The organism is Arthrobacter sp. MAHUQ-56 (genome assembly GCF_019710585.1).
Classification (GTDB): domain Bacteria; phylum Actinomycetota; class Actinomycetes; order Actinomycetales; family Micrococcaceae; genus Arthrobacter.
Window position 1 is genome coordinate 13855 of record NZ_JAIFZQ010000007.1, and the last position, 22299, is coordinate 36153.

A 22299-nucleotide genomic window follows, 5' to 3' on the forward strand; every position below is an offset into this window, starting at 1 on the left:
GCGTGGCCCACCTGTAAATGGGGAAGCCGCGGAGATTCGCCGCGGGCTGTCGTCAGTCCGCCGTGCGGGATTCCTGCTCCGACAGTCGGCTGATCAGGCCGTCGTACCGGGGCGGCATGAGTTCGAGGATGGAGATGGCCGTGCTGGTCCGCTCGATCCCGTCGATCTCCAGGATCTCGTTGGTGATGCGGTAGAGGTCGGCGGTGCCGCGGGCCACCACCTTGGCCATGAGGTCCGCGTCGCCGGTGGTGGCGTGCACCTCGATGACCTCCGGGATCGCGGCGAGCCCGTTCTCCACCGAGCCGGTCCGCGTCTGGCTGATGGACAGCGAGAGGAAGGCCATCAGCTCGTAGCCCAGCGCGGCGGGGTCCAGCCTGCGGCTGAAGGAGCGGAGCGCGCCGCTGCGCTCCAGCCGCGCCAGCCGGGCGTGGACGGTGTTGCGGGCGACGCCGAGTGTCCGGGAGAGTGCCAGGGCGCTGGCTTCGGGGTCCTTGTCGAGGGCAAGGATGATCCTGCCGTCGAGCGAATCGAGGGTGCGAGGGTTCGCGATGGTCATATTTTCACCAGAGGTACTAGAAGTTGAGCAGAAGTCCCAAGCACCAGAGCGTACCTTGCAATGTGGCCCGGGTCACTTCCATGATCGGTCTTCATGAGCCCTGATCAACTCCTGGCCGAACCAATAAACGCGTTGCCCACCCTACGCAGTGCCGTTACCGGCCTTCCCGCGTACGTCCCGGGGCGGCGCAGCCTCGGTGCCGACATCGCCGCCCTCGCCAGCAACGAAAGCCATTACGAGCCCCTGCCCGCGGCCACCGCTGCGGTGGTCGAAGCGGCAGGCAGGATGAACCGCTACCCGGACATGGCCGCCGTCGAACTCCGCGAAGGCATCGCCCGGCATCTGGGCGTCACCGCGGAGGAAGTGGCGGTGGGTCCCGGCAGCGTGGGCGTCCTGCAGCAGATCATCACCGGACTGTGCGACGCCGGGGACGAGGTGGTCTTCGCGTGGCGCTCCTTTGAGGCCTACCCCATCCTGGTGGAGCTGGCCGGCGCCCGGCCGGTCCGCGTCCCGCTGGACGACGCCGAGGGCCACGATCTCGACGCCATGGCCGCTGCCGTCACCGACCGCACCAAGGTGGTCCTGCTCTGCACGCCCAACAACCCCACCGGCGTGCCGATCAGCCACCGCCGCCTCGAGGCCTTCCTGCAGTCCGTCCGCTCCGACGTCCTGGTGGTGATCGACGAGGCCTACGTGGAATACGCGGACGCCGGCAGCGGCCCCTATTCCCTGGCGCTCTACCGCCGGTACCCGAACGTCTGCATCCTGCGCACCTTCTCCAAGGCCTACGGGCTCGCCGGCCTGCGCGTCGGGTATGCAATTACGACGGCGGCAATCGCCGAGGGTTTGCGCCGCACCGCCCTGCCGTTCGCCGTGAGCGCGCTGGCGCAGAAGGCAGCCATCGCGTCGCTGGACGCGGGGGAGGAGATGGCAGCGCGGGTTTCCTTGGTCAAGCAGGAGCGCGCCCGGATGGCCGCCGAGCTGAAGGCCCAGGGCTGGAACCTGCAGCCGAGCCAGGGCAACTTCCTGTGGCTCCGGGCCGATGACCCGCTACTCGCGCGGCTTGTCGAAGCCTTCGACGCCGCGGGCATCCTGGTCCGCGCGTACCTGGGCGACGGCGTGCGGATCACCGTGGCCGACCCCGCCTCCAACAACCGCGTGCTCCGGCTCCTCGCAGCACGCGCCGCCTGACACCTTTTTAACCCCTTCCCAATACGTTCCACCTACAAGTAAGAGGAATCCCCATGGAACACCAGACAACGACGTCTGCCCGCCCCCTCGGCGCGGCACTGAAACCCCGCCAGCTCACCATGATGGGGCTCGGCAGCGCCATCGGCGCGGGCCTGTTCATCGGCTCCGGCGCCGGCATCCAGGCCGCCGGCCCGGCGGTGCTGATCTCCTACCTCGTGGCCGGCACGCTCATCATCTTGGTGATGTGGGCCCTCGGCGAGATGGCCGCGGCCAACCCGGACAGCGGAGCCTTCTCCGTCTACACCGCCAAGGCCTACGGTCCGGTGGCCGGTGCCACGGTGGGCTGGCTTTGGTGGATCCAGTTGGTGGTGGTCATCGCCGCCGAAGCACTTGGTGCGGCTGGCCTGCTGGCCACCATCTTCCCCGCCCTGCCGGTATGGCTGATGGCCTTGATGTTCATCGTGGTACTCACCGCAGTGAACCTGACCAGCGTGAAGAACTTCGGTGAGTTCGAGTTCTGGTTCGCCCTGCTGAAGGTGGCGGCGATTGTCGGGTTCCTGCTGGTGGGCTTTGCCCTGCTGTTTGGCTTGATTCCGGGCCTGCAGTCGCCGGGCCTGACCAACTTCATGGGGGAGGGCTTCGCGGTCAACGGGTTCGGCGGGATTGCGACGGCTTTGTTTGTGGTGGCCTTTGCGTTCGGCGGCACCGAGATTGTGTCCGTGGCTGCCGCCGAGACCGCTGAGCCGGCCCACAGCGTGAAGAAGGCGGTCCGGACGGTGCTGTGGCGGATCCTGGTGTTCTACATCGGCGCCATTTTTGTGATTGCGGCAGTGGTTCCGGTGGGCTCAGCGGGGCTGAAGAGCCCCTTCGCCGCTGTGCTGGACGCCGCCGGCATGCCGGGTGCGGCCACGGCCATCACTCTGGTGGCTGTCGCGGCACTGCTGTCCGCTCTCAACGCCAACCTCTACGGTGCCTCCCGAATGGCGTACTCCCTGGCCGAGCGGGGCGAGGCGCCGCGGTGGCTGGCCTCTGTGTCCAAGGCCCGGGTCCCGGTGGTCGCGGTCCTGGCCAGCGTTGCCTTCGGCGTGGTCACGGTTGTGCTGGAGCTGGCTTTCCCCGAGATGGTCCTTGGCGTCCTGCTGAACATTGTGGGTTCGACCTGTCTGCTGGTGTGGACGTCCGCGCTCCTCGCCCAGCTCGCGCTGCGTCTGCGTGCCGACCGCGAGGGGACGGAGCTTCCCCTGCGGATGCCCGGCTTCCCGTGGCTGACCGTGGTGGGGCTGCTCATCCTGACCGCAATCTTCACGGTGGGCTTCATCGGCGAAGAGTCCCGGCCCCAGCTCCTGAGCACTTTCGGGCTCGTGGCACTGCTGGCGGTGGCTAACTGGGTGAACCACAGGAAGCGTGGCGCTCTGCCTCACGTCGAATCTCCTGACGGTAACAAGCAGCCGGTGTTCATCGACTGATTCAGGCGTTGCCGAATTCCTTCGCGGGTTCAGGGCACACGAAGGGCGCGTCCGGGTTTAGTCGGGCGTGCCCTTCGTCCTCGATGCCGGTCGGGCAAGTTCTATGACAGGCGACGGGCAGCAACGCCGGGTGGTCCGGTTTCGTTCCCGAAGAGGACGTGAATCCAGAGGAAGGACAGTCTGTTATCTTGGTTATCCAGTTACCTGCACGAACGTCGCTCGTTCTAGTAAGCCGCTTCAAGAGCCGAAGCCCATTCCTGAGGGCTGCTGACATCGTCCTCTAGTCCTATTTCAGGCTGCATACACTCGTGGAGTCCACTTCACCAAGGAATTGCAGGGTCAGGTCTTGGGGTGCCTTGCCCTGTTCAGCCATGACAATAAACCAGTGTATGAGGACGGACAAATGCATCACTGCATCCAGATTCCGAGCTGTTGCGGCCCACTGCTCGGCCTCAGGCTTTGCATCGTGGCGAACACAGTTTCCCGCTCAAAGGAGTCCAGCCCGGACAGCGCTTCTGACGGGAGGTCTGCAATCCGCTCCAACAGTTCATCAAGGGATCGGTAGCCGGAGATCCAACGAGTCAGTTTCTTGGAAATCTGAACAGGAATCCCATACTCCTCCAAGGTCAGGAGCAGGTGAGGTTGGAAGCCATCCTCCATCCGGGAAGCGAAGCCACCATACTTGCCCGGAGTGATGCCACGGCGAGTAAAAACTTCCTCAGCAATCCTGTCCACTGCACGGACCAGCATGGGGAGATTGTGGTCAATCCAGAAGCGCATGAAATCGAAGGCCTTATCGACCTTGTCGTCATGGGTCTCTTTGCCATCATATTGCGGGTTCGGTTGCGTGAACCGGTCCATGACCTCCCGAAGATTCCCCTCAGCACCAGCCACCCAGAACGTGTATAGGGTCAACTGGGAAGCGGACACAGCACCGTGGCGTGTTGCTCCGTCAGGAGGGATGTAATCCCAAATCAAATCCATCAGCGCTGCCAACTGGCTGTGGTTGGGATATGCGGTGGTCCAGATCAGATTCCTCGTGCGTGAAACCGGCAACTGCTGCAGGTGCTCGGCTAACTGAATCTGGGCCTCAGGAGCCACACCCTGATTCGCCCTCATCGTTTCCAGACTCAACACCCGTTGGGAAAGGACAGGATTAAGCCGTTCGTTGGTGCGCTCGGTCCAGTCCTCAGCCTCAATGGAAAGCAGCAGGGAGGTTGGAGCATCCTCGCTCTGACTCAGCCCCGGAATGTCCACCGCATTGATCTCTGGCTCTGGGGCATCGTGGAACAAAAAGATGTCGCCAACGAAGTGCTTGAACATCCGGCCACCCCGGCCCCTGATGTTCATAAACGTAAAAAAATTGTACGTGCGTCGGGCAAGGGTGCGGTCAAGGACGATGACGTTCTTGGCAGTGGTGTTTACGCCTTCAATCAAGGTGTTATTGCATACCAGCACTCCAAGCCTCCGTTCATTGAAGCCAGAAACAACTTTGTGGGCCAACCAGCGCGGGAGCCGTCCGTGATGGGAACCAATTCCCTTCCGCAAAGCCTTAGGTAAGGCCCAGTCCTCGCTATATTCACGCTCCAGCCAATCAGCCGCCTCCGGCATTCCAGCCCCGTAAGTACCGTTCTCATCCTCTGTCAGCCAGCCCACTACTTCCCGGACGCGTCTAGGACTGCCGCAATATATCATGGTGCCGCCAGTCAGGGTGGATGCCAGCATTTTCACCATCGCTTTACGTTGTTCAGCGCTGTTTGACGGAAGCCGGTGCACGTTCGCCGCCACGGTGGAAAAATCCGTAACCCGCAAAGTCCGCGACACGTTGGTTGGCACCATGGCGGAAAGTTCGTGGATGTTCGGGCCAGCGAGATAGAACTGAGCCCCGGTTTTCATCAGTTGATAGAGGGCTTGATTCAGGAGGGCTGCACGGCCACTGACTTTGCCGCCGCTGCGCTCATCTAACTTGTAAAACTCATCAACGAAAAACAGGTCCGGGCGGGGCGGATTTTCTAGGGCAAGGTAGCGCTCCTGCGTTAAGACAAACAGGTTGCGCTCTGCGTAGGCCTGACCGGGATGCGTGTAGATCTTGTGGCCCGTTTGATGGTCGCTCAATCGCCGTCTCGTCTCGTCAATGAGAGCGATGGTCGGCACAATGAGCACTACATTGTCATACTTTCCACTGGCTATAAGAGCATCCACGATCAGAGATTTGCCGAACGAAGTGGGAGCGGACAGGATAACGTTCCGGCCCTCCATCAAGTCCAGATACACCGCCGCCTGAATGCTGGAAAACACCACGCCATCAAGGTTGTCCGGGCGATGCATTTCCACGGCCAGTGCATCAGTGAGGGTCAGCCCTTCCTGCTCCATGTAGGGATACAGGCCAAATTCCCGTGCCAGTGCCATCAGTAGCGGCTTTTCCTTTTGGAACTGTTCAGTCTTGTCCAGCGCCCGGACAACCAGTTCCCGCAATTCAGGAGTATGACCGTGAGTAGCAGTAAGGGTAGTGATGGAGTGCAGCAGGCCGAACGGGTCAGGAACAGGCTTCTGGGAATTCAGGACTTTCTTGATGTCCGTCAGAGTTGCTGCCATGCTTTCAGCCTCCTATCGAACTCGGACTGCAACTTTTCCTTGGTGGCAAGAGGCATGAGAATCAGGTGAACCCGGATGCTTGCAGGCAAATTCCTGTCTGCAATGCGCTTTTGGAATCCTGAATACTGTTGCTTAACGAAGGCTGTCATCTCGGCTACATACTCCGCGGTGTGAGTTCGGTGCCGCTCCGTGATTTCGGAGTCGAAGGTGATGAACACGGGGATGACAACCCGCTTGAAAACCTCATCCAGTGAAACGCTTTCGTCAAGCAATTTGGCCAGTTGCGAGGCATGTTCCCAGTCGGGCTCGATCTTGTCTGTGATAGCAGCAAACTCAGTGCGCAAATAGTCCGTGGCTAAATGCAGTTCCAGTTCTTCGAGCACATCACGGACACCACGGGCTGAATCCTTGTAAAACTTGGACTCTCCCAGCCACAGTTCCAGTTCCGTTTGGCCAGCCTCATCCTCAACAGGAACCACGAATATTCCGTCGAAGCCCTTGACCGTATCGTTGGGGGCGTCCTTGAAAAAGATGCGGCTGATGGCCCTGTCAGCGCCCATGAACTTGCGAAGAATCATGTGAAGCAGGAGTTCCCCGAGTTCGCCACGGTGCTCATACTTCTCGCTGATGTAAATCCGCTTCAAAGCCTTGGCTGCGAGGTCCATCATGTTGTGGCCTCCCAGGTCCCTGATTTCGGACTTTTTCAGGATCCAGTCAGGTGCCCAGCGGATGAAATCGCCCACCAGTTGCTTATAGCGCCACTCCTGGCTTTCGTAGCCAGCGCAGACGCCAAGCAAGCGGACATCTGTTTCGACATCCGAGACGATGACATCCAAGACGGTGCTCGGATGCGACGGCCCTGCCACTGGTTCCCCCACTTATACGGTGCTTTTGCTTGTGCTTATGCTACTTGCGCTTAGTGAGGATCCGTGGCACGACGTAGCCGTTTCCATATATTGGCCCAAAGAACAGGCTTGCAAGACCCTGCCCTGAGCAGCAAATTGGCGGACAAGTCCTATTACGTGCTGATGGCATTCTTTATCTTGGTTCATGTTCGTTTTGGTAGCGAATGCAACCTGTCGATCATGCTTCTACGGCCACCGGCGGGCCATTCCTGGCGCGGTCCTGCTCGTATTTAACACTCCCGCCCAATACCCTGGCGAAGTGAACAATGTCATTGGGGGCGAGGCCGCCGAGAGGCTGCCCGAAGGATTGTACGAACTACTCAGCACAGATCTGCTCAATTCGCGCCTAAACCAATCCTCCGGACTGCAGCCGATCTTCGCGGACATAGAAGATGACGATATTCCGGACGTCCTCGCCCGCCACGTAGCCGATTCCGTTCGCCAAGCCCTCGCCGCTGCCAAACCAACGGACAGGGTCACCCTCGCAAACCGACTCCTCCAGGAACTGCAAACACCAGACCGCATCGCCGCTGGCCCGACCCAGCTCCAGTCACTCCACCGCACGAATGCACTCAAGCGCCGGCATCTCCGCCGACCAATGACAAGACTAAGCGACTCAGCGCTTCTCACCAACGGCAAGGACGAACCCAACCTCTCCGCCGAGCTTCGGGCCGAAATGGAATCCGCCAACACTGTCGACCTCCTCTGCGCCTTTGTCCGCTGGACCGGCCTCAGGCTTCTGGAGCCTGCCCTTGAGCAACTCAAGGAGCGCGGCGCCAAGCTCCGGGTCATCACCACAACTTACATGGGCGCCACCGAACGCCGCGCCATTGACGAGCTCGTCAACCGGTACGGGGCCGCAGTGAAGATCAGCTACGAGACGCAGGCAACGCGGTTGCATGCCAAGGCCTGGCTGTTCCGCCGCAACACTGGATTCGACACCGCCTACGTAGGCAGCTCCAACCTGAGCCAGGCTGCCCTTCTCGACGGGCTGGAATGGAACGTCCGGCTCAGTTCCGTCGCAACGCCTGCCCTGCTGCAGAAGTTCGAGGTCACTTTCGACAGCTACTGGGAGCAGCGTGCCTTCCAAAGCTACGATCCGGAACGCGACGGCGAGAAGCTGGACGCGGCATTGGAACGGAACGGCGGCCGCCGTATCGCGGCCCCGGATGCCGCCACTGGGCTTGAGGTTCAGCCGTTCTTGCATCAGGAGGAGATGCTGGAGGACCTGGAAGCGGAGCGGCTCAAGGGTTTCAACAGCAATCTCCTGGTCGCTGCCACGGGCACCGGCAAAACAGTCGTCGCCGCTTTGGACTACAAACGGCTAAGCGAGACTGCCGGCCGTGACCTCAAACTGCTCTTCGTCGCCCATCGCCAGGAGATTCTTAAGCAGGCGATGCGCACCTACCGCGACGTCATGCAGGACGGCGCCTTCGGTGAGCTCTACGTGGGGGACCACAAGCCGCAGGAGTGGAAGCACATCTTCGCGTCCGTCCAGTCGCTGTCTTCCCTCGGCATCGAGCAGCTGGAGCCTGACTTCTTCGATGTCGTGGTCATCGATGAGTTCCACCATGCCATGGCGTCCACGTACCGCCGCCTGCTGGACTATCTGAAACCGCAGCAGCTCCTCGGACTCACGGCGACACCGGAGCGCGGCGACGGCGTCGACGTCGCCCAGCAGTTCTTCGATGGCCGGACAGCCAGTGAACTGCGGCTCTGGGATGCCCTCGACGCCGACCTGCTGGTTCCCTTCCACTATTTCGGCGTCTCGGACGACGTCGACCTGAGCCAGTTGGAGTGGAAGCGCGGCAACTACGACACCACCCAGCTGAGCGCCCTCTACACCGGAAACGACGCCCGCGCCGCCAAGGTGATCCGCGAACTCCGCGACAAGGTCACCAGCACCGACCAGATGCGGGCCATCGGCTTCTGCGTTTCGGTCCAGCACGCCCGCTACATGGCCGAGGTGTTCAACCGGGCCGGCATTGCCTCCGTCGCCGTCGACGGCACCACAGACAATGCTGACCGCGAGGAAGCCCTCAGGCGCCTGGGCCAGCGGGAGCTCAACTGCATCTTCGCCGTCGACCTTTTCAACGAAGGCCTGGACCTGCCGCAGGTGGACACAATCCTGCTGCTCCGGCCCACGCAGAGCGCCACGGTCTTCCTCCAGCAGCTGGGACGCGGACTGCGCCGTGCCGAGGGCAAAGCGGTGCTGACGGTCCTGGATTTCATCGGTCAGCAGCGCCGTGAGTTCCGCTTTGACCTGCGCTACCGGGCGCTGACCGGCTACGGGAGAAAGGAGCTGGAGAAGGCTGTCGAGGACGAGTTCCCGTACCTGCCGTCGGGCTCGCAGATCGTGCTGGACCAGGTGGCGCAGAAGGTGGTGCTGGACAACATCAAGGCACAGCTCCGGTTCAACCGGGCACAGCTGGTCCGGGACATCGCCTCGTATGCCGAGACCGAGCTGGAGTCCTATCTGGAGCGGTCCGGGAACGACGTGAAGACGATCTACCGGTCCACCAAGGACTCGTGGACCGGTTATCTCCGGCAGGCGGGGCTGATCGAAGGGTACTCACCCCTTGAGACCGTGCTGCGGGGGAAGCTCGTGGAGCTGTCGGACGCGGAGGAAAAGAAGCTGCTGGGCCGGATGGCCGCGCTGATTCACGTGGACGATCCTGAACGTTCCGCCGCCTATTCCATGCTGGTCGCTCCCGACGCGCCCCGCTACGCGGAGCTTGGCATGCGCGAGCAGGCCTTCGCACGCATGCTGTTCTACACGCTCTGGGATGACGGCGGAGGATTCACAACGTACGACGACGGGCTGGACCACCTGCGCGGTTACCAGTTTGTGTGCCGCGAGATCCGCCAGGTGGTCAAGCTTGGAGCGGCCGCATCAAAGCATGCAGCAAAGAGCCTAGGCGCAGGGCTGCAGCACATCCCGCTGCTCTCGCATGCCACATATCGGCGCGAGGAAGTTCTGGCGGCGCTGCAGTACGGCTCGCTGGAACAGGGCAAGAACGTCCAGCACCGTGAGGGGGTTGCCTGGTGCCCTGCGACTTCTACAGACGCCTTCTTTGTCACCCTGAACAAGGACGACAAGAAGCACTCGGCGACGACAATGTACAAGGACTACGCCATCAGTCCTGAGCTGTTTCACTGGGAGTCGCAAAACGCTACCTCACCGAACAGCCCGACTGGTCGGCGCTACTTGGACCGGGCATCCCACGGCTCCAAGATTCTGATCTTCACAAGGGACACGGCAGACGATGAGACCGGGTTGACGGTTCCTTACACGTGCTTGGGGCAGGTGGACTATGTTCAGCACTCCGGGGAGAAGCCGATAGCCATTACATGGAAGCTGGATCGAGCGATGCCGGCGGATGTGTTCGCGACGGCTGCTGCCGTAGCTCAATAACCGAGCCTCAGATCCTGCGGACGACATACGTCCGCCCTTGTGTTCCATCCCGGATGATGCGGCAGGACCGTCTTACGGCGGTATCTGTATCGCAAAACCGGTATGATGTCGATCTCCAAGGTAAAGCCGAGGGCACCAAGTCGTATTCATCGGACCGAGCCCATGGCGGTTCCCGAGATAGGCCCAGGGACAGGATGGCTGGGTGACTGCTGATCCGACCCAGCCACGATTCTTGACCCTGGCGCAGATTCGATGAGTTATATGCGAAACAAGGCCTCGTTCAAGGTCTCATCAGGGCGGGGGAGTTGCGCGCTTTTCAGGTCGGTGGGAGGGGCTGTTTTGCCCGCTAATTGGCGCTGGTGCGATTTGTTCCCGGGATGACGGGGAGGCCTCACACCCTGCTTCTGGTTTTGAGAGAGGTTCGTGCGGATGGGTGGTTCCAGCAACAGCAACCCAGCAACCAACCCCCATAGGATAGGCCAGTGACTGCTGAACTAAACCAATCCCGTTTCCTGACCCTGGCGCAGGTCGCAGATGAGTTGAACGTGAAGCAAAGTCTTGTTCAGGGCCTTATCAGGACAGGGGAGTTGCGGGCTCTTCAGGTCGGGGGGAGGGGCCTGTGGCGCATCGGCCGCCAGGACGTGGAGGACTACATTGAGCAAGCGTACCGGCGCACAGCTGAGCGGATTGCTGCCGGCGAGCTCGAAGATGGCACGGAGACCGGCGAGCAGGAGTAGTTAGGTGCAGTTAGGTGTTATGAGTGCTTTTTACCTATCCTCCGAAGCAGGCTCGATGCCCACTGATCCCCCCGTTACTGGTGATTGCTGGTTCTTTGGTCGTCTGTGCCTGCCCCTGTGAGCCCGGCCCTGCCGCCAGCCCGGTATGACTGTATTGAGTTCGGCTTCTTTAGCTGCCGTTAGCTTCCCGGCGCGGTAGTCGATGCGCTGGGTGTGCAGCCAGACCCCCAGAACGCGTTCGTCGCGGTCCTCGGTCTTGTTGTGTCGAGGCCAGTCGTTGCCCCCGACTTTGCGTGGGTGCAGTTCGCGTGAGACGTCGGTGCCCTTCTTGGCTTTCGGTTCTTTCTTCGCCTTTTGGGTTCCGTTCGCTTCGGCCTCAAGTTCGGCGATGGCGTCGGCAACCTCGTCTGTGGGAGCTTCGACATCCATTGCAACCGATTCAGCGGCTGCGGCTTCGCTGGCGAGGGCCCGGGATGGAAGTTCGGTCATTTCCCCGGTGAGCTTGGCGGGTCTTGCGTGTGGTGATGTTGATCAGTCCTTTGTCGTTTCAGTCGTTCCCGCTGGAGCGACGAGATGACGCTAAGAAACTTTGCTCAGCGGTCCCAAGGACGACTTCTGCTCACGATGTGACCCAATCCCATGCGACATGCCTGTCCGCATCCCCGCTAAGACATACACGTCGTGTTAGCGTCGTGCATGAAAAAACTAGTCACGGAGGATCACTTGGTTCAGACGATCATTGCCAGCCTTACTGATAGGGGCTGGTCCCCAGCCGCCCTCGCCGCCGAGTTGGACGTGTCTACAGACAGCATAAAAAGGTGGGCCAAAGGAGGCGGCGGCATAAGAGCAGTTACAGAAGGAAAACTCCGTGAACTAGCACGGGCCGCAGATTCCGAGGTCGCCACTAGAACGGACCGACAACAGGCCCTCAACCAAACCTTGGGCGGGATCCGTGAGGCTTTTCATCGGAGAGGGCGTCTCTCTTCGCGCAATGAAGCGCTAGATGAAATCGGGCGACTCATGTTTGCTCACTCGGTCTCGGTCCGGCATAGTGGGTCCGGCATCGGGAGTCATCTCATGATCGAATCAGAATTCGGGGGTCGAAGCGCTGCCAAGGTCCTGATTGCTTTCGTCGAAGAAATGGTTTCCCTACACCTTCCCGTGTCGTTGGCTCACGAGATGACGCCAGCCGATTTTCATCTCACTCTTCGCGAGGATGAAGACTTGTTGGCCGCGGATGTGCTGCGAGCATTTGACGGGTTTCAGGCGATATCAACGGGACCGGGTAGCGACGCCGACCTAATAAACGACGCCTTCGGTCGGTTCCTTGCTGACTCATTCACTGATGAAAAAGAACTCGGGCAGTACCTCACTCCCTCCGAGGTGGTCTCGTTCATGGTCAACCTTGCCCTGGAGGAACTCTCTGAAGATGAAAGAAAGTCGCTGGCGGAGGGGAACTTTGATGAGTTCGGCCAAGTTCTAGATCCCTCATGCGGAGTTGGATCCTTTCTAGCGGAATTTGTCCGCTCGGCTCACGCCGAACTGGAAGGCTCGTTTGGCCCGTTACCCGAATGGTCGTCTTTGGCGGCTCGCGAACTCGTAGCAGGAATAGACAAGAGCGAGCGTATGGTTCGGCTTGCAACAGCTAATCTCGCAACTTTCGGGTCTTCAGCAACACGGCTTCATCTAGCCAACGGTTTGGCGCGGGAAGACCAAGACGGTGAGATCTCGGATGCCTTGTGCGGGAAGGTCGGACTTATTCTCACTAATCCACCCTTCGGCGCCACCTTCGAAGCGGATGAGATTAGGGCCTACCGAATCGCCAGCGCCTGGAGCACACGTCGTCCGAGGGCTGTAGATTCCGAGCTCTTGTTCATGGAACGCTATATCGACTGGCTACGCCCAGGCGGCCAACTTTTAGCTGTCGTGCCCGACTCCATTCTGACGAACAAGGGCATATTTGCGGATCTGCGGAAGGGGTTGGCTCCGGATATCGAAGTCAGGACTGTTATCTCCCTGCCTTCTGTCACATTTGCCGCCGCGGGAACAACAACAAAAACATCCATCCTCCACCTCAGAAAATCGTCGGCGGCTCCCGTGCCAGCGAGATTCGCTGTCTGTCATGACATCGGATACTCAGTGTCGACCAGGGGGTCCCAGCGTTCCAAGTCCTATCATTCATCTGGTGACTTGCCCTCTCTGCTCGAACTGCTTAGGACAGGTACGTCTAACGACAAAGTTGTGACCAAAAATATTGACGAAGCGGGACGGTGGGATGCTGGCTATCACGCCTCTCCGGCAGCCGCCCTTATTCAACAGGCCGTGTCGATGGGGCGCGCCGTCGGTGTGCGAGAGCTTGCGAACCTCGCTTCCGAGCGCCAGGATCCTAGGAGATCTGGCGCTGAAACCTTCTCATACATCGAGATATCCGATGTCGATGGCCAGCAGGTATTTGTCGGCAGTAAATCTGTGAGGTGTGCCGATGCTCCAAGCCGGGCTCGTCAAAGAGTCAGAGCCGGCGATGTTCTGGTGTCCACTGTTCGGCCGGAACGCCGCTCGATTGGCGTCGTTCCCCCTTGGTTAGACGGGGCAATCTGTACCACAGGCTTCGCAGTATTGCGCCCCAATGGTGTAGACGGGATAGCTCTGGCCGCCCTGCTGAAATCCGACTTGGTGACGGAACAATTGATGCAGAACAATGTTGGGATCGCATACCCGGCCATAGATGCTGAATGCCTCCCGGAGGTCTACTTGCCTTTGGCCGTCGATGATATTGAGTCTCTCAACTCTCTCAGCGAGCAGATGCGTTCGAAGCTGATCGAACTGCGTCAAATCGACGGACAGCTCCAGACGGCCGTTTTGCAGGCCGGTCCGGGAACGTCAGGGTAAGTCCCACACATCGTCAAGTGACGAAAACCAAACTCCGGTGCCCAGGGTACACAATGGATTCTGATTGACGTGGTCAGGAAACTTTCGTGCCCTGGGTAGCCCGAGATGGTTTGGCGATTCGTCGTCAGGACGACTACGCGCGAAGGCAAAGTCTGAGATGTCACCAGTCCTGAGGAATAGACTGACCGCGAAAAAATCTTGCGTAGCGAACTTGCAACTACTCGTCGGGTAGTCCCGGCCAGTGCTGTGAATAAGGCGAGCGTAACGCGTGTCTGTCCCCCACAGCGACTTCACTTCAACCTTCTTCGTGACGCCGTCGCGGGTGACTTCGAAGTCGTAGTTAGCATAGTTTCCAATGTGCTTGGCCGTATCTTCGGGCATACGCCTAACTGCATAGCCTGCCTCCTCAAGGGAAGTCGCCAAGGAAGATTCAGCCAACGCGCTTAGGATTTTCGCTGAAGCACCAAATTGGTCTATCTCCAAGAAGTCGGCTTCACAAAGCTCCTGTACCGCAAGTTCAAGGTCGCTGCGTTTGCTGCCAACATACACTTCACCGATTGCCGTTTTCCCGTCGGACGAAATCGACAGGATGCGCCCCTTTGCAACCTCTTTCCAGGCCGCGCCGTTAAGGTGGCCAGCTGCGATGAACTTTCCGGTCCTGCCAACGCTTAGAACACTCTGCGATTCGCTGGTTATCGCGGCAGTGAAGGTAGCTCTCCAATGCTGTTGTCCGGGCAACTTATGTATGGTCTTGTCTAATGTTGCGATTGGAACGTGCATCGGACAGAGAACTTTTATAAGCGCTTCGGGAGAAACATCCCCATAGCGTCTAGTCAGTGTCTTGTACAGTTGCTCATAGTCGTAGGCCACGCCCTTAGGCTAAACGCTGTCTGCGTTGCATCCTAATTCGACGTTGGTATTTCCAGGGGCTGCATCTCACTGGCCCCATTAACATCTACTAAGCGGCGTCTCAGCCTCGTAACATTGAGAGCGCATTTGGCACGAACGCTGCGACGAAGGGCGTGGTCCCGTTGGGGCAGCGACCATCTGTTCCACCGGAATGGCCGGGTCTTGGTTTAGGTATTCGAGTTCCGGCGGGAAGTCCTAGGTGCGTCCGTCAGTTGGTGGCCCACGGTGCGGGTCGGGGGCACAAGTTCCGCGCAGTAAGGGCAGTTCATCGTGACTCGATCAGGTGCGTTGGAGCGCAACAGAGCTTTTATCCGCAGGTCTGTCGAACTCGGCGCGGCACATACCCCAGCACGCCTGGGCAATCACGCGGTGTACCCGCAGATCCCTGCCCCGATAGCGCAACCGGCCGAACCCTCGTACGTTGTTTCCTGTCCATAGAAGGCAGCCGCCGGGCGCAGCAGCGGACAGTCTCCGTAGGGCGGCCACGATCTCTGCGGCGTCGTTCCTGTCAAGGGCCAAGGTCAATGCCCCGTCTCGCCGATGGCGGCGTGGCCTGTACTCAACCGTGTACCTGACCTTTCGGCCAATGCGGTGCTCGTATCTGGCTTGTCCATTTGCTGCTTTGCCCTTACGCCGGCATTCGGCTGAACACAAACGACCTTGCGCGCTTACCAAGCAGCCCGCCGCATACCCGCCAGCGCTTCTCTAATGCAATCGATCCCATACATTGACGCTAGGAGGGAAACCGGAGAGGGAGCGTTGGGAGACTAATTCGGGTTCAAGGGTGCTTCCGGTCCTGTCTGCCGAGAAACGTGGTTCGTGCCCTCGTAGGTAGCAAAGCCAGAAAAATCGGGGTACATGGTGCGATACGAGCGGTTGAAACTTCCGTTCAACACAGGCAATATGGCGTTTTTGATTTGAGGAGTTATGGTGAACCCCACCATTGCGAAGACACTGCGGAGCATCGTTGGCGTTGTTCGCTTTCCCTCTATGAGAAACTTCCCCAGGTCTGCGCGGTACTCCATGCTCTTGGGCTGGAGTATTCCGGCGACCGGCGCGTCATGGTTCCTGCTCTCTGGAACGGCAGACGTTATGAAAAGGCCCTCCTGTGCAACCATACGAGCATCGCGGACTGCAGGTTCGACCAAAAGCGGCAACCCTGTTTCCAGGGTTTGCCCGAGAGAGTGCTTATATTGAAATCCGTATGGATCTTGCATTGAACCATACGTTGGTGGTTCTGCGGCGGGGACGGTTTTGATCAACTGAGCGGACCCCACCATGAAGCCCACCAAAACTCCTGTAGATAGCGAATGTCTTATGTCTGAGCATGCAAACCATAACGCGGTTAATGGGTTATAGGTGACGTCAATAAGTCTTGTTGGAACACTGTGATGCTGCATCATCGCCAACAGATGTAGGTCTGAGGCATGCCCATGTTCGGAGGTTCCAATACCCCATTCGCGAACATTCTGAATGGAAGCTTCTTCGGCGGACCGCACGGCATCCTCGGTAGCCCGAACACCCCGTTTCTCTAGTTCTCGTACTAGCGAGGAAGTGACCTCGAAGGCTTCATTCGCCATTCCGCGCCAAACAATGCGCGTATGGTGCCCTGTGCTCATGTTCAGCGTGCCAATGTGGGTCCAGAGACTACTAACGTCCTCTGGATGTATTGCCCAGCGGTTGTTTTGCCAAGCGCTGCGTGGCGACTCGTTCATACTTCACCCTAAGCGAATGGGCAGCCCGAATCGTCCGATTTTTTGTTACACGTCAATCACTCGCGAACGTCGATGTCAACGTCTGCTACCGCCACTGCAAGCCCTGTCGCGGCATCCCCAGCGCAATGATCGATTGCATAGGTGTACAAGCTAATGTTGCGCCATGAGAGTTAATGCCCACTTCGATGCGCTGGACGCCGAATCGAGAAACGCGGTGAGCCTGGCCAAGTCAGGGTTGAAGCTCCTTGGCGAGATGCGATATCCGACGATCGGCTTGCCCGCAGTTTTCTCCTGTCTGGCGCTTGGGTCTGAAAAACTTCTCAAGCTCACTTATGGGGTGAGCCAACAGGCGCAGGGCCACAGTTGGCCAACTAAAACTGAGATGAGGGAATACGGACATAACATCTGGAAACTCGACACGATGGGGCGGAGTTTGGTCCTTCAGCGCGCGCACCTCGCCGCTGACCAGCTGGTTGTTGCTGAATGGGTAGAACGAGTGCAAACCAACCCGTGGATAGACCAGCTCCTGGACATACTTTCGGAGTACGGGTCAAGAGGGCGCTTTCATTATCTGGACCGACTCGCCAACCCAAGTATCGACCCCAAAAGCGAACCATCTGAACAGTGGAAGAGGCTCGCTGTTGAGGTGCTCAAGGGTGATGATCACAGTGAGCACAGTGAAGTACTGACCCGAAAGATAACCGAGCGCCTGGACGAGGCCTTCCGAGACTGGTGGACCATGTATACCCGGGCCTGGGTGTTCGGTGTCTTCGGCGGAGGCACCACAAGAAACCACGGCTACACGCTAGAGATCAACTCTCGAACGTCACCCGGTCTAGCGCATCACGATCGCTAGTACCGGCTATCCACCGCGACACCCCGTACCTAGTGCAGGTACGTACGGGGTATCGCGGCCTATAGACGGTTAGTGCCCCAAAGCGCTGGCCGCAGATTTCTGCCAACCAACAAGGTCTGTCTCAAGGCGTGGCCTGCATATGGGGAGCAATGTCGGGGCAGGCAGTGCCGGGCTTGGGCAACAGATAAACTCCCCTGAGAAGCCAATAATAGGGGGAAAAATGGACGTCACGACGCGGCTTCGCGAAAGCGAACTAGCTTCCATCCGTGTCCAGGTGGACAACGATTTGCGGGACAATGTCCTGAAGAGCTTGGATGAACGTGGCGGCGCGCAGGAATTGGTGCGGCAGCAGTACACCGGACGATATCCGTTTGAGTTACTGCAAAATGCTAACGACGCCGCACGTGGCACTGGGGCCCGGGGCCGCGCGCACTTCCGCCTGACAGAAACAGCATTGATCGTGGCCGATAATGGCTCCGGCTTCGGAGAGCCCCAGGTCGAAGCCATTTGCTCGTTGGGGAGGTCTTCCAAAGATCCTTCCGAATCAGTCGGCCACAAGGGACTGGGATTCAAATCAGTCGGCGAGATTACTGACCATCCCCAGATCGTTTCGGAATTGTCTTCGTTCCAGTTCAACGGTGCGCGCGTTGGTGCGGAAGTCAATCAGCTGCTCGGGCCTTTGCCGCCGCGTCAGAAGCTGCCGGTTTACGCTTTTCCGTTCCCGGTGGAAAAGACGGACCTTGGGCCCGATGCTGCTGCGATCGAGATGCTTCGTGCGAAGGGTTTCACCACGGTCATCCGACTTCCGTTCCGGGACGGCGTCGAGCGTTCGACTGTTGAAGCTGCTCTCATAGGGAACCTCGCGTCCCGACTTCTGCTTTTCCTGCCACATGTTGATCATCTGGAGCTGCAAGGAACACACGGCGACTTCACTTCCGAAATCTTCCGCGAGGCGGATGGTGGCGTCGAGCACGTCCTGCTCGAAACCAATGACAGGAATGAAGAGTGGTTCATCTATCGAGGGTCCGTAGTGCCTGACCCTGCGGTCTTCGAACATCTCGGAGAAATGTGGAAGGAGATGGACGAGGTACGTTTCGCGGTCGCTGTGCCTGTAGATGAACAGGGACAGCCGCTTGTAGACGCGACATTCCCACTTCACGTCTATTTCCCGACTGACGAAGAACCGGGGCTTCACGTGGCTATCCATGCCGAGTGGATGTTGAGTATGGACCGCCGTCAGATCGCGACGACGCCTGAAGCCGCGCCGTTCAACCGCATGTTGGTCAACGCGGTGGCAGACCACCTCAAGTCCACCGTCGCTCCTGACTTGGTGCGTCGAACTCGAGCCAGTTCGGCCGCCATCGAGGCTCTCGTTCCGGCAGTCGACCAGCCGGTCGGCGGGGGCGGAACGGCCGTTCGGAACCAGTGGAGGGAGGCGCTGCTGGATTCTCCTTTCCTGCCTACAGCAGATGGTATATTGCGTCGTCCCGCGGATATTTCCCTCCTGCCGCGAAGCCTGCCGGATGCCGTGACGGCCCATGAGCTGGCAAACCTTGACCTCGCAAGCACCCTGCGGCCGGACGTCGAAAGACTCACTCCGATCAAGAACTTTCTCGCTGGCGTGCCTGAGACCGACGAGATGGGGATGGGTGAGTTCATCGCGCTACTGGCAGCGCCGGGACGGGAAACCGTCGAGCACTACTACCAATTCCTGGTGGACTGGCGCGAAACAGCTGGCACCAAAATCATCAACGAACTCAGGAAGGCTCCGGTCGTCTTGGGTACGGCGGGACAGCTTCTTACGCCAAGCGACGACACGATCTTCTTCCCGCGGGAGCGCGGTGACATCACCATTCCCGACGACCTGCCGGTCCCCATTGCGCATGTACCAGAGGTCGAGGACGCGCGAAACCTTCTTCGCGACCTGGGTGTCAGGTCCTTCGAGTGGCGCGAACTCATCCGTGAGTACCTCATCAAGATTCTGAGCAATCCCGAAGCTGAACAATCGGCAAGGGCTGGTGCTATGGCCGGTCTTCGCGCCTACCATCAAGTTCGACTGCAGGGGAGCGAAGATTTCGAGCCGCTCCTAGGGGGAGTGCTCCTTCCTGCCCGAACAGCAGACGGCTCCGTCCAGCAGCTTCGACCATCAGCGGAAATCTATTTCAGTTCACCGTGGACCGGATCCGATGATTTGGAAGTTATTTACGGTCCATTTGGAGACGCCGAATTCCTCGACATCACGCCTCCGCGGGATTCCGAAAGTCGCCAGGATGACCTCGACTTTTACCGCATGCTGGGCGTGATTGAGTACCCCCGTCTCTCCAAGGCTGAAACGAGTACCCTTACCAACAACAGCGGCAGGCACCCTCACCGCGGTCCACTGTTTCAGGAGTGGTTGAAGCTTCCGGAGGTCATGGCAGCTGCGAAGTGCCCGCACGGACACACCCAGTCCCAGCAGCTGCGTGAGTCATTCCGCTTAGACCGCCACGCTGAACTCACAGCGTGTGGCGATCCTGTCCGCCTCATAGAGCTCTGGAACCAACTGGCCCGGCGATGGGGGTCCGTGTATGAGGACGGAACGCAGGCACTCTTCTACTGTGTCCATAGCAGCCACGCCGGCGATCGTGGACGCCGGGCACCGTCCTTGTTTGATTACACGCTGCGGTCGCAGGCCTGGGTGCCTGTCGACCGGGGCAACGTGCCGGAACTCGTTCCGCCGTCAGAGGCATGGATCGAAGCCGCGCAAACGCCGCGCCGAATCCAACAACGTGTTCCGCGAATCAGCGAGGCAATGTATCAAACCCGGGGAGGTGCAGGCCTGGCCGCCGCACTGCGCCTGACAGACGCCGGCCGTCCACGCGTCGCCGATCTCCTCATGCTGTTGGAAGGGATCGCCGAAGAGGCGGATGCAGCCGGGGGGACGAACCGTGAGATCGACCAGGCAGCACGCTGGGTGCAGCGCACCCTGCATGATGTACTTCGCGAAGAGCCCGAGCCGCACCCTGCACCGGAAACTGTCCGGCTTCTGGCCAGCCAAGACGGAGTAACGCAGTTCGTGACACAGCCGGCCTATGCCGACGATCCTCTCCTTCGGGATACCTTCGAAAAACAGCGCCCTTTGCTTTCCGCCGAGGCCGGTCTAACGAAACTGGCCCGGTATCTCGCACTAAGCAAGCTCGACGACAAGGTAGTTACCTCCCCAGTCCCGTTCGAGGAGGATCACGGAGCAATCGCGGATAACGTCAGGCGGCGGGTAAATGCCATCAAGCCGTACTTGTTGGCGTTGGTTCGGGCAGAAAATTCCAGCGCCGAAAACCGCGTCCGACCGGCGCTGCGAAGGCTGGAACTCGTCGTATGCGAACGGCTGGTCCTAACCTACGAATTTGATGGTGCGACGGCGACCCGTGAGGATGCAGTCTGCTACATCGCGAGCCGCGCGGAGAAACGAGGGCGCAAGCCCTTTAACGTGGGCACAGCCTATCTTGAACTCGACGCGGCAACGGGTGAGCCGCACTGGTTCCCGCTCGGGCGACAGCTGGCCCAGTACTTGAGCGTGCCGAACCTGGCGGATGCTTTCACCATGTTGCTGACAGCATCACGCGACGACCGCAGCCGAATGATGGCGGACCGCCAAATTCAGCCTCAGGACATCACAGAGGCCGCCCAGCTGCTGAGGCTCCAGCAGGAGGACGAGGAAGAAATCATCAATATCCTCGATTCGCTTCTGCCCGATCTAAGCGCCGATGACGGCGGGTCTTCTGGTGTGGCGGCACTAAGAACACAGCAATCGGGAGTCGTGGCGGAGCATGTCCCGGAGGCCAGCAATCACGCGAAGGATCCGACGCGCCAGGATTCGGCAGGGAATGAGCAGGAGGTGCCAAGCCAGCCCTTGCCGAAGGCTGACCCTCCAGCAATCGACTACTCAGCCGTCAGGATAGTGGACGGAGTACCGGGCGAACGTCCTTACGCCGGGAGTACCAAAACCAACGGTTACGGCGCAAGCGGTAGAAACGGCCACAGCACAGCGCCGAGCATTCACACGGACGAAGAGAACCGCCGGATCGGCAAGCGGGGTGAAGAAGTTGTTTATAATGCCGAGCGCGAGCGGTTGAACAAGCTGGGTAAGAACCCGGACATGGTCCGGTGGGTGTCAAAGGTGGATGAACTGTCGCCATACGACATCGTCAGCATGGATGATGACGGCCAGCTGATCTACCTCGAAGTTAAGTCGACGCAGGGGACTGATCCTACGGACACGTTCTACATCTCACAGCGCGAGCTCATTGAAGCAACGGTGCGGCGGAGTCGGTACTACATATATCGGGTCACTGAGGTTGACTCGGCTGTTCCCGCCATTACCAGGTGGTCGGATCCACTCGGATTGATCAAGGATGGCAAGGGACACCTGCTGCTCGCGAAGGCGCAGATGGCGCTGTCACTCGCCGACGGTGCCGCGGGAAGCTAGGGCAGACGGTGCATAGCTCGGCTCACGGGTTGCCACATGAAAGCGACCTTTCAAATCGTCGTTGACTGTCTGAGGGTCCGTCCCGCGAGGAACCCGATTCGAGTGGAGTGGTTCAACTGATGGGGAAGCCGGGCACTTTCCCAGCACCCCGAATAAGAGTTTTCAGTTACACTTCAAGAAGGTCGCAGGCCGGATCTCTTGTTGGAGATTAAACCGGAATACGCCACGGACGCCAGATAACCGGGCCATCCCATCCATCCGGCAGACTGGACGATGATTACTCAGTCGAATCAGACCGGTCCTTCATGCGCAGGCGGGACCGCCCAGGAACCCTGCACGAACTCTACACGCGCGGGGAGGACGATTACCCGGACGCGCACCGATGGCTGAGCGCCACAGGTGTTGCGGGGACACCACGTGGTGGACGCCCCGAAGGGATTCCTCGAGCAGGGGAAGCGCCTAACGGTAGCAGGAATCCCTGCCATGCCTCTGCATGCCCAGGACCTCCTGAGCCGCGGTCGAAGCAGAGAACAGGGCTGCCCCTTCAGGGCCCTGTTCAGCCAGCTTCTCCGGAGCCCGCATATTGGTGTCGAGGAGGAC

General features: G+C 59.6%; 13 protein-coding genes. 7 read left to right on the forward strand and 6 right to left on the reverse strand.

All coding sequences use genetic code 11. The features are described 5' to 3' along the window. Positions 1–52: 52 nt before the first annotated feature. Complete coding sequence (locus tag K4G53_RS03455; protein ID WP_221384114.1) at positions 53–556, reverse strand: Lrp/AsnC family transcriptional regulator; 504 nt, start codon at positions 554–556, stop codon at positions 53–55. A 93-nt stretch (positions 557–649) separates the two neighbouring features. Here K4G53_RS03455 and hisC point away from each other — a divergent pair, with 93 nt between their 5' ends. After that, positions 650–1747: a histidinol-phosphate transaminase gene (gene hisC, locus K4G53_RS03460; RefSeq protein WP_221384115.1), complete on the forward strand. Its 1098-nt coding sequence runs from the start codon at positions 650–652 to the stop codon at positions 1745–1747. 53 nt (positions 1748–1800) lie between these two features. Beyond that, positions 1801–3213, forward strand: a complete 1413-nt coding sequence (locus tag K4G53_RS03465) for an amino acid permease (protein WP_221384116.1) — start codon at positions 1801–1803, stop codon at positions 3211–3213. 408 nt (positions 3214–3621) lie between these two features. Here the strand turns inward: K4G53_RS03465 and K4G53_RS03470 are convergent, their stop codons facing one another. Together K4G53_RS03470 and K4G53_RS03475 are read right to left on the reverse strand one after the other, a co-directional pair. Next, positions 3622–5808: a DEAD/DEAH box helicase gene (locus tag K4G53_RS03470; protein ID WP_221384117.1), complete on the reverse strand. Its 2187-nt coding sequence runs from the start codon at positions 5806–5808 to the stop codon at positions 3622–3624. Continuing rightward, a complete protein-coding gene (locus tag K4G53_RS03475) occupies positions 5793–6644 on the reverse strand; it encodes a DUF1837 domain-containing protein (protein WP_221384118.1) in 852 nt (283 codons plus the stop codon). The genes K4G53_RS03470 and K4G53_RS03475 overlap by 16 nt, the downstream gene beginning before the upstream one ends. A gap of 364 nt (positions 6645–7008) precedes the next feature. Here K4G53_RS03475 and K4G53_RS03480 point away from each other — a divergent pair, with 364 nt between their 5' ends. Together K4G53_RS03480 and K4G53_RS03485 are read left to right on the forward strand one after the other, a co-directional pair. Then, a complete protein-coding gene (locus K4G53_RS03480; protein ID WP_260323204.1) occupies positions 7009–10128 on the forward strand; it encodes a DUF3427 domain-containing protein in 3120 nt (1039 codons plus the stop codon). A gap of 482 nt (positions 10129–10610) precedes the next feature. Further along, positions 10611–10865, forward strand: a complete 255-nt coding sequence (locus K4G53_RS03485; RefSeq protein ID WP_221384120.1) for a helix-turn-helix domain-containing protein — start codon at positions 10611–10613, stop codon at positions 10863–10865. Between the two features lie 30 nt (positions 10866–10895). Here K4G53_RS03485 and K4G53_RS03490 read toward each other — a convergent pair whose 3' ends face one another. Further along, positions 10896–11354 (reverse strand): helicase associated domain-containing protein, encoded by a 459-nt coding sequence (locus tag K4G53_RS03490; protein WP_221384121.1) that lies wholly within the window; start codon positions 11352–11354, stop codon positions 10896–10898. A gap of 588 nt (positions 11355–11942) precedes the next feature. On the opposite strand from K4G53_RS03490, the gene K4G53_RS03495 reads away from it, so the two are divergent. Continuing rightward, on the forward strand, positions 11943–13754 hold the full coding sequence (locus K4G53_RS03495) for an N-6 DNA methylase (RefSeq protein WP_221384122.1): 1812 nt from the start codon (positions 11943–11945) through the stop codon (positions 13752–13754). Here the strand turns inward: K4G53_RS03495 and K4G53_RS03500 are convergent. Then, the gene (locus tag K4G53_RS03500; RefSeq protein WP_221384123.1) at positions 13746–14624 is read right to left on the reverse strand and encodes a hypothetical protein; all 879 of its coding nucleotides are present in this window, start codon (positions 14622–14624) and stop codon (positions 13746–13748) included. The genes K4G53_RS03495 and K4G53_RS03500 overlap by 9 nt on opposite strands. 806 nt (positions 14625–15430) lie before the next feature. Next, the gene (locus K4G53_RS03505) at positions 15431–16378 is read right to left on the reverse strand and encodes an FRG domain-containing protein (RefSeq protein WP_221384124.1); all 948 of its coding nucleotides are present in this window, start codon (positions 16376–16378) and stop codon (positions 15431–15433) included. A 163-nt stretch (positions 16379–16541) separates the two neighbouring features. Between K4G53_RS03505 and K4G53_RS03510 the strand changes: the two genes are divergently transcribed. Then, a complete protein-coding gene (locus K4G53_RS03510; RefSeq protein ID WP_221384125.1) occupies positions 16542–17234 on the forward strand; it encodes a hypothetical protein in 693 nt (230 codons plus the stop codon). Between the two features lie 220 nt (positions 17235–17454). After that, entirely contained in the window at positions 17455–21699 is a 4245-nt protein-coding gene (locus tag K4G53_RS03515; protein WP_221384126.1) for a DUF3883 domain-containing protein, read from the forward strand. Positions 21700–22299 lie beyond the last annotated feature (600 nt).

Excerpts from the sequence above, each read along its gene's own strand:
- K4G53_RS03455 (WP_221384114.1), bottom strand. The coding sequence starts at position 556 with ATGACCATCGCGAACCCTCGCACCCTCGATTCGCTCGACGGCAGGATC.
- hisC (WP_221384115.1), top strand. The coding sequence starts at position 650 with ATGAGCCCTGATCAACTCCTGGCCGAACCAATAAACGCGTTGCCCACC.
- K4G53_RS03465 (WP_221384116.1), top strand. The coding sequence starts at position 1,801 with ATGGAACACCAGACAACGACGTCTGCCCGCCCCCTCGGCGCGGCACTG.
- K4G53_RS03470 (WP_221384117.1), bottom strand. The coding sequence starts at position 5,808 with ATGGCAGCAACTCTGACGGACATCAAGAAAGTCCTGAATTCCCAGAAG.
- K4G53_RS03490 (WP_221384121.1), bottom strand. The coding sequence starts at position 11,354 with ATGACCGAACTTCCATCCCGGGCCCTCGCCAGCGAAGCCGCAGCCGCT.
- K4G53_RS03495 (WP_221384122.1), top strand. The coding sequence starts at position 11,943 with ATGATCGAATCAGAATTCGGGGGTCGAAGCGCTGCCAAGGTCCTGATT.
- K4G53_RS03505 (WP_221384124.1), bottom strand. The coding sequence starts at position 16,378 with ATGAACGAGTCGCCACGCAGCGCTTGGCAAAACAACCGCTGGGCAATA.
- K4G53_RS03510 (WP_221384125.1), top strand. The coding sequence starts at position 16,542 with ATGAGAGTTAATGCCCACTTCGATGCGCTGGACGCCGAATCGAGAAAC.
- K4G53_RS03515 (WP_221384126.1), top strand. The coding sequence starts at position 17,455 with ATGGACGTCACGACGCGGCTTCGCGAAAGCGAACTAGCTTCCATCCGT.